At 71.3% G+C, this 14,715-nt stretch carries 14 protein-coding genes; 13 read left to right on the top strand and 1 reads right to left on the bottom strand.

Annotation, left to right across the window (positions count from 1 at the left end; genetic code table 11):
- Nucleotides 1–209: 209 nt before the first annotated feature.
- The 9 genes from ACWDRB_RS52480 (at nucleotide 210) to ACWDRB_RS52520 (ending at nucleotide 10,153) form a co-directional block, all read left to right on the top strand.
- On the top strand, nucleotides 210–1,211 hold the full coding sequence (locus ACWDRB_RS52480) for a LacI family DNA-binding transcriptional regulator (RefSeq protein WP_449907865.1): 1,002 nt from the start codon (nucleotides 210–212) through the stop codon (nucleotides 1,209–1,211).
- Nucleotides 1,212–1,226: 15 nt separating this feature from the next.
- Nucleotides 1,227–2,504 carry a sugar ABC transporter substrate-binding protein gene (locus ACWDRB_RS52485; RefSeq protein WP_350736737.1) on the top strand — a complete coding sequence of 426 codons (1,278 nt, stop codon included), beginning with the start codon at nucleotides 1,227–1,229 and terminating at the stop codon, nucleotides 2,502–2,504.
- Between the two features lie 115 nt (nucleotides 2,505–2,619).
- Complete coding sequence (locus tag ACWDRB_RS52490; protein ID WP_449907867.1) at nucleotides 2,620–3,492, top strand: carbohydrate ABC transporter permease; 873 nt, start codon at nucleotides 2,620–2,622, stop codon at nucleotides 3,490–3,492.
- Nucleotides 3,492–4,298, top strand: coding sequence for a carbohydrate ABC transporter permease (locus ACWDRB_RS52495; RefSeq protein WP_449907869.1), 807 nt, complete (start codon nucleotides 3,492–3,494; stop codon nucleotides 4,296–4,298). Before ACWDRB_RS52490 ends, ACWDRB_RS52495 begins: the two co-directional genes overlap by 1 nt.
- 10 nt (nucleotides 4,299–4,308) lie before the next feature.
- Nucleotides 4,309–5,679 carry a sulfatase-like hydrolase/transferase gene (locus ACWDRB_RS52500; protein ID WP_449907871.1) on the top strand — a complete coding sequence of 457 codons (1,371 nt, stop codon included), beginning with the start codon at nucleotides 4,309–4,311 and terminating at the stop codon, nucleotides 5,677–5,679.
- A 78-nt stretch (nucleotides 5,680–5,757) separates the two neighbouring features.
- A complete protein-coding gene (locus ACWDRB_RS52505) occupies nucleotides 5,758–7,257 on the top strand; it encodes a multicopper oxidase family protein (RefSeq protein WP_449907873.1) in 1,500 nt (499 codons plus the stop codon).
- Between the two features lie 42 nt (nucleotides 7,258–7,299).
- On the top strand, nucleotides 7,300–8,025 hold the full coding sequence (locus ACWDRB_RS52510) for a TetR/AcrR family transcriptional regulator (RefSeq protein ID WP_449907875.1): 726 nt from the start codon (nucleotides 7,300–7,302) through the stop codon (nucleotides 8,023–8,025).
- 123 nt (nucleotides 8,026–8,148) lie between these two features.
- Nucleotides 8,149–9,528, top strand: a complete 1,380-nt coding sequence (locus ACWDRB_RS52515) for an APC family permease (RefSeq protein WP_449907877.1) — start codon at nucleotides 8,149–8,151, stop codon at nucleotides 9,526–9,528.
- A 16-nt stretch (nucleotides 9,529–9,544) separates the two neighbouring features.
- Nucleotides 9,545–10,153, top strand: coding sequence for a GOLPH3/VPS74 family protein (locus tag ACWDRB_RS52520; RefSeq protein ID WP_355201414.1), 609 nt, complete (start codon nucleotides 9,545–9,547; stop codon nucleotides 10,151–10,153).
- Here ACWDRB_RS52520 and ACWDRB_RS52525 read toward each other — a convergent pair.
- Complete coding sequence (locus ACWDRB_RS52525) at nucleotides 10,150–11,121, bottom strand: helix-turn-helix transcriptional regulator (protein ID WP_449907880.1); 972 nt, start codon at nucleotides 11,119–11,121, stop codon at nucleotides 10,150–10,152. The two genes, ACWDRB_RS52520 and ACWDRB_RS52525, sit on opposite strands and share 4 nt — an antisense overlap.
- A gap of 61 nt (nucleotides 11,122–11,182) precedes the next feature.
- Here ACWDRB_RS52525 and ACWDRB_RS52530 point away from each other — a divergent pair, with 61 nt between their 5' ends.
- The 4 genes from ACWDRB_RS52530 to ACWDRB_RS52545 all read left to right on the top strand — a co-directional run bounded on the left by ACWDRB_RS52530 (nucleotide 11,183) and on the right by ACWDRB_RS52545 (nucleotide 14,701).
- Nucleotides 11,183–11,755 (top strand): DinB family protein, encoded by a 573-nt coding sequence (locus ACWDRB_RS52530; protein ID WP_449907882.1) that lies wholly within the window; start codon nucleotides 11,183–11,185, stop codon nucleotides 11,753–11,755.
- 1 nt (nucleotide 11,756) lies between these two features.
- The gene (locus ACWDRB_RS52535) at nucleotides 11,757–12,194 is read left to right on the top strand and encodes a VOC family protein (protein ID WP_350736709.1); all 438 of its coding nucleotides are present in this window, start codon (nucleotides 11,757–11,759) and stop codon (nucleotides 12,192–12,194) included.
- Nucleotides 12,195–12,267: 73 nt separating this feature from the next.
- A complete protein-coding gene (locus ACWDRB_RS52540) occupies nucleotides 12,268–13,203 on the top strand; it encodes a thermonuclease family protein (RefSeq protein WP_449907884.1) in 936 nt (311 codons plus the stop codon).
- A gap of 175 nt (nucleotides 13,204–13,378) precedes the next feature.
- On the top strand, nucleotides 13,379–14,701 hold the full coding sequence (locus tag ACWDRB_RS52545; protein WP_449907886.1) for a glycoside hydrolase family 30 protein: 1,323 nt from the start codon (nucleotides 13,379–13,381) through the stop codon (nucleotides 14,699–14,701).
- Nucleotides 14,702–14,715: the final 14 nt, after the last annotated feature.

Here is a 14,715-nt window from a genome sequence, read left to right on the forward strand (position 1 = left end):
GCCCACGATCGCGCGCCACCGGGTAGTCCCTAGGGAAAACCCGAGCCGGTGGGGTTGATCCGGCGAACGTCGGAGGCATACGGTGCTAATCGATTAACATGCCGTCGGCGCAGCCGGTGAGAACCATCGGCCTGCCGACGTCCTCATCCACATCAGCGGCCAGAGATTTCCCTTTATCTCTATAGGGAATGCTAGGTTATACGACTAACATGAGACCTACAGCGCGACAAGTGGCCGAGCTGGCGAACGTGTCAGTGGCGACCGTCTCCTACGTGCTCAGCGGCCGGGACCGCCCCGTGGCCGCCGAGACGAGGCAGCGGGTGCTCGAGGCAGCCAGGCAGCTCGGCTACACCCCCAACCAGGCCGCCAGGAGCCTGCGCAAGCGCCGCACCCAGCGGATCTGCCTGGTGCTCAGCTCGCTCGGCGGCGTGCCGAGCGACGAGCGCCTGGCCACCGATCTGCACGAGATGGCCGACGCCCGCGGCTACTCCGTGGTGACGCTCGCCGTCTACTCCGAGGCCCGCGCGAAGGCCGCCGTCGACGTGCTGCGCGGCGGCGTCGCCGACGGCGCGCTGATCAACCTCGCCGGCGACCACCTCACCCGCGACCTGGTCACCGGTCTCGCCGGCACCGGGCTGCCGATGGTGGTCCTGAGCAACGAGGACGGGCTCGAGGGCTGCGACGTCGTACGCACTCCGGAGACGGAGGCGTGCGCGGAGGCGGTCGAGCACCTGCTGGCCCAGGGCAGGCGGCGCATCGCGTTCCTGGCGCACCGCCACGAGCTCCACCGGGAGCAGCCCGCGGGCCGGCTGCTCGGCTACACGACCGCCCTCGACCGGCACGGCGTGAGCGAGCGGATCATCACCACGGGCGCGGACGACCGCGTGGCGGCCTACCAGACCGCCGCCGAGCTGCTGCGCTCGCCCGACCGCCCCGACGCGATCTTCGCGGCCTCCGACCGGGCCGCGATCAGCGCGATCTGGGCAGCCAGGGACGCCGGGCTCAGCGTGCCCGGCGACGTCGCGATCGTCGGCGCCGGCAACATCGACGAAGGTCTCATCAGCAATCCGCAGCTCAGCACCGTCGGCCCGCTCCGCCACGACTACACCGACGTCGCACGCCTGCTCTTCGACCGCCTCCAGGCCGAGGAGCAGCCACCCGCCCGCGAGATCGTCCGCTCCTGGACCTTCCTGCGGCGGGGCTCTTCGTAGAAGGGAAAACCCGAGATGTCCTCCCCTCTGTCTCGCCGTGACCTGCTCCGCCTGGCCGCCGCCACCGCCACCGCCACCGTCGCCGGCCCCGTCCTGTCCTCCTGTGCGGGCGCCCCGACCACCCAGGCCGCCGCGCCCGGGACGTTCACCGTCTACTGGAACGCGGGCCACGACTACCAGGCCTACCGGAAGGTGATCGCCGAGTTCGAGCAGGCCAACAAGGTCAAGGTCAACCTGCAGAAGTACCAGTGGCCCGACCTGCGCACGCGGCTGCTGGCGGACTTCGCCTCCGGGACCGTGCCCGACCTGGTCGAGGAGCCCGGCGGGTGGGTGCAGGAGTTCGCCGTCTCCGGCAACGCCCGCTCGCTGCAGGAGTACGTCGACCGCGACGGCCAGGCGATGGGCTTCCCCTCCGACTGGCAGCCGGTCACCGTGGAGCGCAACTCGTACCAGGGCAAGGTGTACGGCGTGCAGCTCCACCTGACCTGCAACACGCTCTTCTACAACAAGGCCATGCTCAGGGACGCCGGGGTGGAGGTGCCGGCCACGTGGGAGGAGTTCCTGGCCGCCGCCAAGAAGCTCACCAAGGACGGCGTGTACGGCGTCGCGCTCAACCAGGACTACACCTACCTGTGGCCCTGGCTGACCCAGGCCGGCGTCACCCCCTACGACCCGTCGACCGGCAAGGTCATGACGCCGGTCGAGGACGCGGTCGCCGCCCTGCAGTTCCAGGCCGACCTCGTCCACAAGCACAAGGTGGCCCCGGTGCCGGTGTCGGGCACCGACTACTCGGGCCCGCAGAAGCTGTTCTCGGCCAAGCGCGCCGCGATGATCTTCACCGGCCCGTGGGACCTGGAGCCGATCAGGAAGACCAGCCCTGACATCGAGGTGGGTGTCGCGCCGCCGCTCAAGCACAAGACGCAGGCCACGCAGGCGGCCGGGGTCAGCATGTTCGTGCCCGCCAAGGCCGCCAGGCCCGACCTGTCGTGGGACTTCATCAAGCGCATCACCGCCATCGAGGTCGAGCAGGCCGCCACCAAGGAGACCGGCATGCTCATGCCGCGCGTCTCCTGGACGAAGCTGCCCGAGGTGGCGTCGAACGAGGTCACCAAGGTCTTCGCCGACGCTCTCCCGTACGCCAAGGACTCCTCCCAGCAGGTGCGCCTCACCGGGCAGCTCGGCAAGTGGGAGGAGCAGCTCAAGGTCATGTACCAGCAGGTGCTCATCCAGAACCAGCCGGCCGCCGAGGCGCTCGCCGCGTTCACCAAGTCGGCCGAGGGCTTCCTGCGGTGATCAGGCCGCGAGGGAGCGCCGCCGCCTGGACTGAGGAGCGGCGGGAGCGTAGCGACCAGAGCGACGAGGGAAGGCGGCGGACCTCAGCGACCGAGCCGCCTCACGGAGTGAGGCCATGAAGACACGCACGCTCGCCGGTCGTTACGCGCGGACGGCCTACCTGTTCCTCCTTCCCGCCATCCTGTTCTTCGCGGCCTTCTTCTACCTGCCGATCGGCAACGTCGTGGCCACCAGCCTGCGCTCCGGGCCGCAGGCCGATCAGTGGGCCGGGCTGGGCAACTACACGCAGGCGCTGGCCGACCCGGCGGTGCGGCACTCGTTCCTGGTCACGGTGGCCTTCGCGGTGGCCGTGGTCGTGGGCTCGATCGTGCTCGGGCTGGCCCTGGCGATGGCGCTGGACCAGCCGCTCAAGGGGCGGGTGGCGTTCCGGGTGCTGCTGCTGGTGCCGTACCTGACCTCCGTGGCGATCGTCGGCCTGCTGTGGCGCAACATCCTCGACCCCGAGCTGGGCGTGCTGAACCGGGTGCTGCTCGCGGCCGGGCTGCCCGCGCAGCAGTGGCTCAACACCGCGCCGCTGCTCACGATCGCCGCGGTGACGCTGTGGCAGAGCGTGGGCTACACGATGGTGCTGTTCCTGGCCGGGCTGCAGGGCATCCCCGAGACGTACCACGAGGCCGCCAAGATCGACGGCGCCGACTCGTGGCGGCGCTTCTGGCGCATCACGCTGCCGCTGCTGGCCCCCACGACGCTGTTCGTGTCGGTGATGGCGGTGATCTCGGGGCTGCAGGCGTTCGGGCAGGCGTACATCATCACGGGCGGCGGGCCCGGCGACGCCACCGACCTGTCCGTCTTCCACATCTTCAACGTGGCCTTCCGCACCAGGGACTTCGGCTACTCCTCGGCGCAGTCGGTGCTGCTGCTGATCGTGATCGTGGCGTTCACGCTGGTCCAGCTCCGGGCGGGGCGGCGCGGGGAGGTCGTGTACTGATGCGTCGCACGCTGCTCTACCTCCTGCTCGGCCTGGCCTCGCTGGTCATGGTGGTGCCGCTGCTCTACATGCTGTCGCTGTCGCTCCAGACCGAGGCCGAGACACTGTCGGCCGAGGCCGTGGTCTGGCCCGAGTCGCCGCAGTGGGGCAACTACGCCGAGCTGTTCGCCCGCGCGCCGTTCGGGAACTTCATCGTCAACAGCCTCGTCGTGGCCGGCGCCATCACGCTGGCGCACCTGATCTTCGACCCGCTGGTCGGGTACGTGTTCGCCAAGTTCCGCTTCCCGCTGCGCAACACCCTGTTCGTGGCGCTGCTGGCCACGCTCATGGTGCCGTTCTTCGTGCGGATGATCCCGCTGTACGTGCTCATGGCCAACCTGGGGTGGCTCAACACGTACCAGGGGTTGATCACGCCGTTCCTCATGGACGCGTTCGGGATCTTCCTCATGCGGCAGTTCATCCAGCCCATCCCCGACGACCTGATCAGCGCGGCCCGCATCGACGGCGCCTCCGAGCTGGGCATCTACCGGCGGATCATCCTGCCGCAGACGCGGCCCGCGCTGGCCGTGCTCGGGCTGTTCACGTTCGTCTTCCAGTGGAACGAGTTCCTCTGGCCGCTGGTCGCCACCACGACGCCCGAGATGCGCACCATTCCCGTCGGGCTCACCCTGTTCAACCAGGAGTACTTCACGTTGTGGCACCTCACGGCGGCGGGCTCGGTGATCCTCTTCGTCCCCACCGCCGTCCTTTTCATCTTCACCCAGCGATACTTCGTGCGCGGCATCGCGCTGACCGGCCTCAAATAGGAGTCATTTCTTGCGTCCGAACGTGATCGTCGTCTTCACCGACCAGCAGCGGTGGGACACCGTCGGCCCCTTCACCCCCAACCTCGACAGGATGGCCAGGCACGGCACGCAGGCCACGGTCGCGCTCACGCCGCAGCCGGTGTGCGCGCCCGCCCGCGCCGCGCTGCAGACGGGCCGTTACCCGACCACGACCGGCGTCCACCGCAACGGCCGCGTGCTGCCGCCCGAGGAGCGCACGCTGGCCCACCACTTCGGCGCGGCCGGCTACGCCACCGGCTACATCGGCAAGTGGCATCTCGGCGGCGGCGAGCCCGTCCCGGCCGACCGGCGCGGTGGTTACCGGTCGTGGCTGGCCGCGAACGCGCTGGAGCACACCTCGGACGCCTACCGCACGATCGTGTACGACGAGGCGAACGAGCCCGTGATGCTGCCCGGCTACCGCTCCGACGCCCTCGTGGACGCGGCCATCAGGTACGTCGCCGACCACCACGAGGAGCCGTTCTTCCTGTTCCTGTCGTTCCTGGAGCCGCACCACCAGAACGAGGTGGACAACTACCCGGCCCCCGACGGCTACGAGGAGCGTTACCAGGGCCGCTGGATGCCGCCGGACCTGGCCGCCCTCGGCGGCACCGCCCACCAGCACATGGGCGGCTACCTGGGGCAGGTCAAGCGGCTGGACGAAGGGCTCGGGCGGCTGCTGGACGCGCTGCGCAGCATGGACCTGCTGGACGACACGATCGTGGCGTACACCTCCGACCACGGCAACCACTTCAAGACCCGCAACGGCGAGTACAAGCGCTCGTGCCACGACGCCTCGCTGCGCGTGCCCCTGGCGCTGCGCGGCCCCGGCTTCGACGGCGGCGGCGCCGTCTCCCGGCCGGTCAGCACCATCGACCTGCCTCCCACGCTCCTGGAGGCCGCCGGGCTGCCCGTCCCCGAGGGGATGCAGGGCCGCTCGTTCCTCCCGCTGGTCCGGGACCCCGGGGCGGCGTGGCCCGAGGAGGTGTTCTTCCAGGTGAGCGAGTCGGAGGTGGGACGCGGGATCCGTACCTCGCGCTGGAAGTACTACGCCGTCGCCGAGGACGCCCACCCGTGGGACGACCCCGCCTCCGACCGCTACCGGGAGCAGGCGCTGTACGACCTGGAGAACGACCCGCACGAGCTGGTCAACCTGGCGGGATTCCCGTCGCACGCCGGGGTGGCGGCGGAGCTGCGGGAGCGGCTCGTCCGCCGGATCGCGGAGGCCGAGGGGGCCGAGCCGGTCATCGAAGCGGCCGTCGAGCGACCGGCGCCGCCGCAGGCGATGACCGACCCGGAGGTGCGGCTGAGCGGCTCCAAGCCGGTCCGCTTCGGCCACCAGCGCCCGCCCGGCACGCGCTAGGGATCTCCATCGGCGTGGCGAGGGGATTTCGCCCGTTACCCTCCGTAATCTCGCCTGGTGAGCGGAGGGAGAGACGTCGTGGGTGGTTGGTCGAGTTCGTGGGGTACGGGCGGGCGGGTGTCCCGCCGGGCGTTCGTCACCGGCACATTCGCCAGTGCGCTGGCCGGCGCCGTCCCCCTGCTGGGGGCCCCGCCCGCGGCGGCGCAGCCGCGGCCCCGGGCGATGGTGCTGCGGGCCCGGCCCGCGACGGTCACCTTGGGGCGGCGCACGGTGCGCACCTGGACGTACAACGACGAGGTCCCCGGCCCGCAGATCAGGGTCATGGCCGGTGAGCGGGTCCGCGCGAAGCTGGTCAACGACCTGCCCGCGGCGACCACCGTGCACTGGCACGGCATCAGGCTCGACTTCCCCATGGACGGCGCGCCCGGGTTCAGCCAGGAGGCGACCCAGCCGGGCAAGACGTTCGACTACGACTTCACCGTGCCCGATCCCGGCACGTACTTCTACCACTCGCACGTCGGCACCCAGCCCGACCGCGGCCTGTACGGCACGCTGGTCGTCCTCGACCCGCGGGAGCCGCTCGACTACGACGAGGAGTTCACCGTCGTGCTCGACGACTGGCTGGACGGCATCGACGGCACTCCCGACGACGCCCTGGCCCGGCTGAACGCCTCCACCGACCACGACGACACCCTGCGCAGCGAGGCCCTCGGCGGCGTGGCGGCGGAGATGGTGCACCCGCTCTACCTGGTCAACGGCCAGGCGCCGGATGCCCCCATGACCTTCCGCACCGCGCCGGGCCGCACGGTCAGGTTCCGGGTGATCAACGCGGCGTCCGACACCGCCTTCCGGGTGGCGCTCGGCGGGCATCGCATGACCGTCACCCACACCGACGGGTTCCCGTGCCGGCCCGTGGACGTGGACACGTTCCTCATCGGCATGGGCGAGCGCTACGACTTCCTGACCCGGCTCGACTCGGGCGCGTTCCCGCTGGTCGCGATAGCGGAGGGCAAGCGGGGGCGGGCGTTCGCGGTGGTGCGGACGGATCGGCGGGCGGAGGCGCCGGCGAGCACCGTCCAGGTGCCGGAGCTGACCGAGCGGATGCTGGCGTACCGGGACCTGGAGGCCCCGTCGTCCCTCGATCTCCCCCGCCCGTCCAGGGCCATCACGGTGACGCTCGGCATGCGCCCGTCCGGCAACGAGTGGACGATGAACGACAAGGTCGCCGGCGACCACCTGCGGCTGCGCGTGGACCGGGGGGAGACGGTCCGGCTGATCCTGGACAACCAGTCGCCCATGTGGCACCCGATGCACCTGCACGGCCACACGTTCCAGCTGCGCCTGCCCGACGGCAGCGGGCCGCGCAAGGACACCGTGAACATCAAGCCGCGCCAGCGGCTCCACCTGGACGTGCTCGCCGACAACCCCGGCGAGTGGATGTTCCACTGCCACAACCTGTATCACCAGGAGCAGGGCATGATGGGCGCCATCGGCTACGGCCCCGCCCGGACCCCGGCCCCGGCCCACGCCGGCCACCGTCCCCAGCAGCACGACCGCAAGCGGAAGCGTCGCCGCTAACACTGTTCGCACATGCGTACAACGTGCGCTATGGTGAGGGGCATGGCGAAAGACGAGCAGTCCATCCCCTCGGTGTGGGCGCGGCCCCGCCGCGAGCGGGAGCAGCCGGCGCTGAGCCGCGACCAGATCGTGGCCGAGGCCGTCCGGCTGCTCGACGAGGAGGGCATCGACGCCCTGAGCATGCGCCGCCTCGGCAGCCGGCTCAACGCCGGGGCGACCTCGCTCTACCGCCACGTGGCCAACAAGGACGAGCTGATCGAGCTCGCCGTGGACGCGGTCTACGGCGAGCTGCCGCTGCCCGAGGAGACCGACGCCACCCGGTGGCGGGAGGTCATCGCGCGCATCGCCCACGGCCTGCGCGCCACGATCCTGCGCCACCCCTGGATGGCCGCCAAGTTCGGCGAGGTGGGGCTGGCCTACCTGGGGCCCAACATGCTGCGCCAGACGGAGCACATGCTCGGCGTCTTCGAGTCCGCCGGGTTCCCGCTCGACGAGGCCGACCAGGCGATGAGCACGCTCGTCGCGTACGTGCTCGGCGTCACCACCAGCGAGGCCGCGATCCTGTCCATGATCGCCCGCAGCGGTCAGACCGAGCAGGAGTGGGTGGAGCACCTGTGGCCGGCGGCCGAGCGGGCCGTGCAGGACTACCCGCGGCTGCGCGCCCGTTACGCCGCGCAGCGCGGCCAGCTCTCCTCCCAGGCCGACCAGGACGGCTTCGAGTACGGCCTCCAGCGGGTCCTCGACGGCCTCCAGTCCCGCCTCGGCTGAACCCATTTCGAGCCCTGCTCACGTGTGACATAAGCCTGCCATCGGTCTTGCGACGCGGCCTCGGGCTACGGAAGGATCGCCCAATCGAACCCCCCGTTCCCGCATGACCTTGGAGTGGCCGTCGTGCCCACACAGCACGCGAACGTCGAGCAGTTCGGATACCGGCAGGAGTTACGTCGCGGGGTCGGGATGACCGACCTCGTGTCCTACGGCCTGGTGTTCATGGTGCCGATATCCCCGTTCGCCATCTTCGGCTCCGTCTACGCCCGCTCGGGCGGCATGCCGGCCCTGGCGTACCTCGTCGGGATGATCGCGCTGCTGTTCACGGCCGCCTCGTACGCGCAGATGGTCAAGGCGTTCCCGCTGTCCGGCTCGGTCTACAACTACGCCGGCCGCGGCATCGCGCCGCCGGCCGGGTTTCTGACCGGGTGGATGGTGCTGCTCGACTACATCCTCGTGCCGTGCCTGCTCTACCTCGTCGCCTCCATCGCCATGCACGCCATCATGCCGGAGATCCCCGTGTGGGTCTGGCTGATCGCCTTCGTGGCGCTCAACACCGCGATCAACCTCCGGGGCATCCGGATGACGGTCAAGCTCACCCGGATCATGATCGTGTTCGAGCTGGTCGTGCTGGCGCTGTTCCTCGTGGTCGGCGTCTGGGCCCTGCTCCAGGGCAAGGGCCGCGGGTTCAGCCTCTCCCCGCTGTTCAACCTGGAGACGTTCTCCTGGCCGGTGGTGTTCGCCGCGGTGTCGGTGGCCGTGCTGTCGTTCATCGGCTTCGACGGGATCAGCATGCTGGTCGAGGAGTCCACCGGCGGGTCCGAGCAGGTGGGCAGGGCCATGCGGCTGGCCCTGGTGCTGGCGGGCGTGCTGTTCATCGTGCAGGTGTGGGTGGCCGCGCTGCTGGTGCCCGACCCGGCGGGCCTCCTGCGTAATGGAGGCGACACCGCGTTCTACGACGCGGCCGCGGTGGCCGGCGGCCAGTGGCTCAGGCACCTCACCTCGACCGCCACCGCACTCTCCTGGGGCGTGGCCAACACCATGGTGGCCCAGGTCGCGGCCTCCCGCCTGCTGTACGCGATGGCCCGCGACCGGCAGCTCCCGTCGTTCCTGGCGAAGGTGTCGGTCAGGCAGTCGGTGCCGGCCAACGCCATCGCGCTCGTCTCCCTGCTGTCCGTCGGCCTCGGGGTCTGGATGTCCACCCGCTCCGACGGCGTCGACCTCCTCAGCAGCCTGATCAGCATGGGCGCCATGGTCGCGTTCATCGTCCTGCACGCGTCGGTGATCGTGCACTACTCGCTGCGCCTCGGCTCGGACGCCATGTGGACGCACCTCGTCGCGCCGCTGATCGGGATGGGGATCCTTATCTTCGTCGTGATCAACGCCCATGTGATGGCGCAGCTGGTGGGCCTGATCTGGCTCGGCGTCGGCGGCCTGGTGCTGGCCGGCCTGTACGCGCTCGGCCGCCGGCCCACCCTCCAGGGCCTGACCGGACGTCTCTGACGGGCGAGGGGACACCATGAACCGGCTGCCGCTCCACGAGGACCTGTATCTCATCGCGCACGACCAGTCCGGCAAGCCCCTGATCCACCAGTCGTCGATGGCTCTCGGGCTGGCCGGCGCGGTGGTGCTCGAACTGGCCGTCAGCGGTCGCGTCACCGTCGCCGACGGCCAGGCGACCGTCTCCCGCCCTCCGGCCGGCGACACCCCCGTCTCCCTGGCGGACGGCGACGTCAGGCTCCTGATCAAGAAGGCGGCGAACGGCCTCTACGACCGCACCCGCGAGGCCCTGGTCGCCTCGGGCGTGCTCGTCAGGGTGAGCAGGCGCCGCCTGGGCATGCTGCCGTACACGCGTCACCAGCTCGCCGACATCGCCTCGGTCGTCCGGGCCTCTTCGGGGGTGCGCTCGGCGGTCGAGGGCTGGAAGCCGCCGGACGCGCGGTGCGCCGCGCTCTGCGGGCTGGTGGCGGTGCTGCGGCTGGAGTCGGAGCTCTACCTCGACCAGCCGGCGAACCGGCTGGTCGGCCGCCTGCGCGAGATCGCCTCGGCCGCCCCGCCCGTGGTGGGCGAGCTGGTCGCGGTCGTGGACACCCTGGTCGGGGAGGCCGCCGTGGCGGTGTACCGCTAGCCGTGACCTGAGCCGGGCCCGGCCATCGCCGCGAGGCGGCGGGCGAGCCGGGCGACGGCCTCCCGCAGCTCGGCGGGCTCCAGCACCTCCGCCTCGAAGCCCAGCCGGGCCACGTGGACGGCGAGCCAGTCGAGGTCCTGCCCGCCGGCGACGAGCACGCACCACCCGTCGCGATCGTCCTCGACGCGTCCCACCTGGGGCGGCACCAGCTCCCGCACGCGGTCTGGTGGCGCGTGCAGGCGCACCCGGGCGAGATAGCGGTACGGCGCCTCGGCCACGGACCGCTGCACGTAGGCGGCCGGGTCAGGGTGCTCCCTCGCCCGGAAGCGCCAGGTCGTCGCCTCCACCTCGTGCATCCGGTCCAGCCGGAAGGTGCGCCAGCCGTCGCGGTCGACGTCCCAGGCCATCAGGTACCAGCGGCGGCCGGTGGAGACCATCCGCACCGGCTCGACCGTGCGCTCGCGCTCCCCGCCGTCGTGGCCGGCGTACCGGAAGCGCACCCGCACGGCGTCGCGGCAGGCCCGCGCGAGCATCGTCAGCAGCTCCGCGTCGATCTCGACCCCGGGGTCGACGAGGGTCTCGGTGGCGCCGTACACCGCCCGGACCTCGGCGCGCAGCCGGGGCGGCATCACCTGGTCGAGCTTGGCGAGCGCCCGCAGCGCCGCCTCGCCCGCCCCGGCGACCGTGCCTCCCGCCGCCAGCCGCAGGGACACCGCCGTCGCGATCGCCTCCTCGTCGTCGAGGAGCAGCGGCGGCAGCCGGGTGCCCGCGCCGAGCTGGTAGCCGCCGCCGACGCCCGCCGTCGCGTGCACCGGGTAGCCGAGCGCGCGTAACCGTTCCACGTCGCGGCGCACCGAGCGGTCGGTGACCCCCAGCTCGGCGGCGAGCTCGACAGCGGTCCAGGACGGCCGGCGCTGCAGCAGCGCCAGCAGCCGCAGCACCCGCTCGGTCGTCGACTCAACAGACACGCGCTCATCGTTCCACAGATCACGGACCGATCCTGTCCGCTATATGCGAGAGGCTTGAGCCATGAACGACCTGCCCTGGAACACCCTGCTCCGAGATCAGACCGACTGGCACTGGACCCATCAGCTGCGCGATCGCCTCGACGGGCTCACCGATGACGAGTACTTCTGGGAGCCGGCGCCCGGCTGCTGGAGCGTGCGGCCGCGCGGCACCGGCGCCGCGCCGGTGCAGGCCGGGGCCGGCGCGATGACCATCGACTTCGCGTTCCCGATGCCCGAGCCGCCGCCGTTGACGACGATCGCCTGGCGGCTCGGGCACGTGATCGTCGGCGTGCTGGCGATGCGCAACGCCTCGCACTTCGGCGCCACGCCGACCGACTACGAGTCGTTCGAGTACGCTCCGACCGCGGACGCGGCGCTGGCCCAGCTCGACGCCGAATACGCCACGTGGCTGGCCGGGGTCGAGTCCCTCGGCGAGGCCGGCCTCGCCCGCCCGTGCGGGGAGGCGGAGGGGCCCTACGCCGAGTTTCCGCTGGCGGCGCTGGTGCTGCACATCAACCGCGAACTGATCCACCATCTGGCGGAGGTCTGCCTGCTGCGCGACCTCTACCTGCACACTCACCGGGAGGCGAGCTGACATGGCCCGCGACGTTCAGATCACCTTCGACTGCGCCGATCCGGCCGGGCTGGCCGCGTTCTGGGCCGAGGCCCTCGGCTACCGGGTGCAGGACCCGCCCAAGGGCTTCGAGTCGTGGGAGCAGGCCCTGGAGGCAATGGGCGTGCCGCCCGAGCGCCGCAACGACGCCTCCGCGGTGATCGACCCCGACGGGGCCGGGCCGCGGCTGTTCTTCCAGCGGGTGCCGGAGGGCAAGCAGGTCAAGAACCGCGTGCACCTCGATGTGCGGGCCGCCCCGGGGTTCGAGGGCGACGCGCGGATGGCGGCCCTGGAGGCGGAGGCCGAGCGGCTCGTCTCCCACGGCGCCACGCGGCTCCAGCGCCACGAGCCCGCTCCCCCGCTCGGCGCCGGTCACATCGTGATGGCCGACCCCGAGGGCAACGAGTTCTGCCTCGACTGATCGGCCGCGCCCCCCATGGACGGCGCGAGGTGCGCGGGTTACGCTCCGCTCGCCACATGATGGGGGGCAATCCATGACTTACACGCTTTTACGCGGGAACTTCGTGATCCGGTACGCGGATCTCCCGCGGCAGGGCCCCGAGCCCGACGGCGACACCGTGAAGTTCCTGCCCGACTCGCCCGCGCTGGTGGAGGGGTTGCCGCGGCGCTCCGGCCACCCGCCGAAGATCAACCGCCGCGGCGTCTCCGTGCGCCTGGAGGCCATCGACGCGCTGGAGACCCACTTCGAGGAGACGCACCAGCAGCTCGCCGGGGCCAATGCGGCCAGGGACGAGCTGCTGCGCCTGCTCGGGTTCACGAACGTGCGCTACTGGGAGGACCTGCCCAACAAGGTGCAGTCGGCGGACCAGGACTCCCTCCGCGGGCACGTGCTCACGAACGGGGTCGACGCGAACGGCCGGCTGATCGGGTTCGCCTACGCCGGTGACCCTCCGGGGGCCGACGGGGCCTCGGTGTTCCTGGACCCGGCGCTCGTGGACGCGTCCGCCAACGGCACGCTGCTGGCCGGCGGGCTGGTCTATCCGGCGTTCTACGCGACGCTGCCGGCGCAGCTGCGTACGCACCTGGCGGAGGTGTCGCAGGCGGCCAGGGGGAAGGCCGCCGGCATCTGGCCCGGCTCGACCGCCGACCCCAACGGCGCCGCCACCGTCACCGGCCTGGCCGACGCCGAGGGCCTGGTGATGTGGCCGAAGCTGTTCCGCCGCCTCGTGCCGTACCTCGCGGCCGGTTTCACCGACTTCGACGGCTTCGACGCCTGGCTGCGCGCGGACCCGGTCAACCGGGACGACGAGGTGTTCCTGCTCACCAAGCTCGAACGCGGCAACCTGCACGACGTGATCAAGGGGGCCGGGCAGCAGATCCAGCTCACGGTGTGGCCGGAGGAGTTCATCATCGCCCCGGACCCGGCGCCGCCGGGCACCGTCGTCAATCCGCCGGTCGCGAGCCGCTGACCGGCCGCATCGGCCGCTGACGCACCGGAGTGGGGGCCGGGGCGCGCGCACAGCGCCCCGGCCCCCGCCGTGTCCGCGCGCTGAACACCGGTTGACGGGAGGCCTCCGGACCGCTTACGGTTCCGGCGATATCGGTGAAATATATCGATATAAATCCGAAACTTTCGGAGGCGTCATGTTTCGTGGAGTCGTCGCGGTCGCCTTGCTCGGCCTCCCTGCGGTGAATCCCTCCCAGCCCCCCGCCATCACCGTGAACGAGCACGTCAGGCACCAGGAGATCGACGGCTTCGGCATCTCCCAGGCGTTCCGGCGCAACGAGCTGCTCAAGGCGCTGCCGGAGTCGCAGCAGCGCGAGGTCCTGGACCTGTGGTTCGACCGTGAGAAGGGCGCCGGGCTCAGCATCCTGCGGCTCGGCATCGGCTCCTCCCCCGCCGGGAGCCCGTACGACCACATGGTGTCGATCCAGCCCGAGGACCCCGGCGGCCCGGACGCCCCGCCCAAGTACGTGTGGGACGGCGACGACAACAGCCAGGTGTGGGTGGCCAAGGCGGCCCAGGCGTACGGCGTGAAGCGGTTCTTCGCCGACGCCTGGAGCGCGCCCGGCTACATGAAGGACAACGGCGACGACAAGGGCGGCGGCACGCTGAAGCCGGAGTGGCAGCGGGCGTACGCGAACTACCTGGTGGCGTACACGAAGTTCTACGCCAAGGAAGGCATCAAGATCACCGACCTGGGGTTCACGAACGAGCCCGACTGGACGGCCACGTACGCCTCCATGCGCTTCACCCCGGAGCAGGCCGCCCAGTTCGCCAAGGTGCTGGGCCCGGTGGCCAAGGGCGTGCACGTGACCTGCTGCGACTCCTTCGGCTGGAACCAGGCGAAGGCGTACACGGCCGCGATCGAGGCCGACCCCGAGGCCCGCCGCTGGGTGAAGACCCACACCGGGCACACCTACGCCAGCCCCGTGGACGCGCCGCTGCCGACGACCAGGAAGACCTGGATGTCGGAGTGGAACCCGAACGGCAGCACCTGGAACGAGAGCTGGGACGACGGCAGCGGCTACGACGGCTTCGCGATCGCGCAGGCCGTCCACGACGCGCTCACGCTGGGGAACGTCAGCGGCTACGTCTACTGGCTGGGCGGCTCGCGCGGCGCGACCCGGGCGCTGCTGCAGCTCGACGACACGGCGAAGACGTATCGCGTGTCGAAGCGGCTGTGGGCGCTGGCGGCGTACAGCAGGTTCATCCGGCCGGGCGCGGTCAGGCTGGAGACGGCGGCGGCGGATCCGACGCTGAAGGTCTCCGCGTTCCGCAACCCGGACGGCTCGCGCGTCGTCGAGGTGCTCAACACGGGCACCGCGCCGGTCACGTGGCAGGGCGTGCGCGGCCGGGCGACCGCGTACCTCACGGACGGCGCCAACTCGCTCACCCCGTCCGCGGTGACGGGCCGCACGGTGACGCTGCAGCCGCGGGCGCTCACCACGATCGTCATCCGCTGAGGAGGCCGCGGGAG

Source organism: Nonomuraea sp. NPDC003707 (assembly GCF_053587055.1).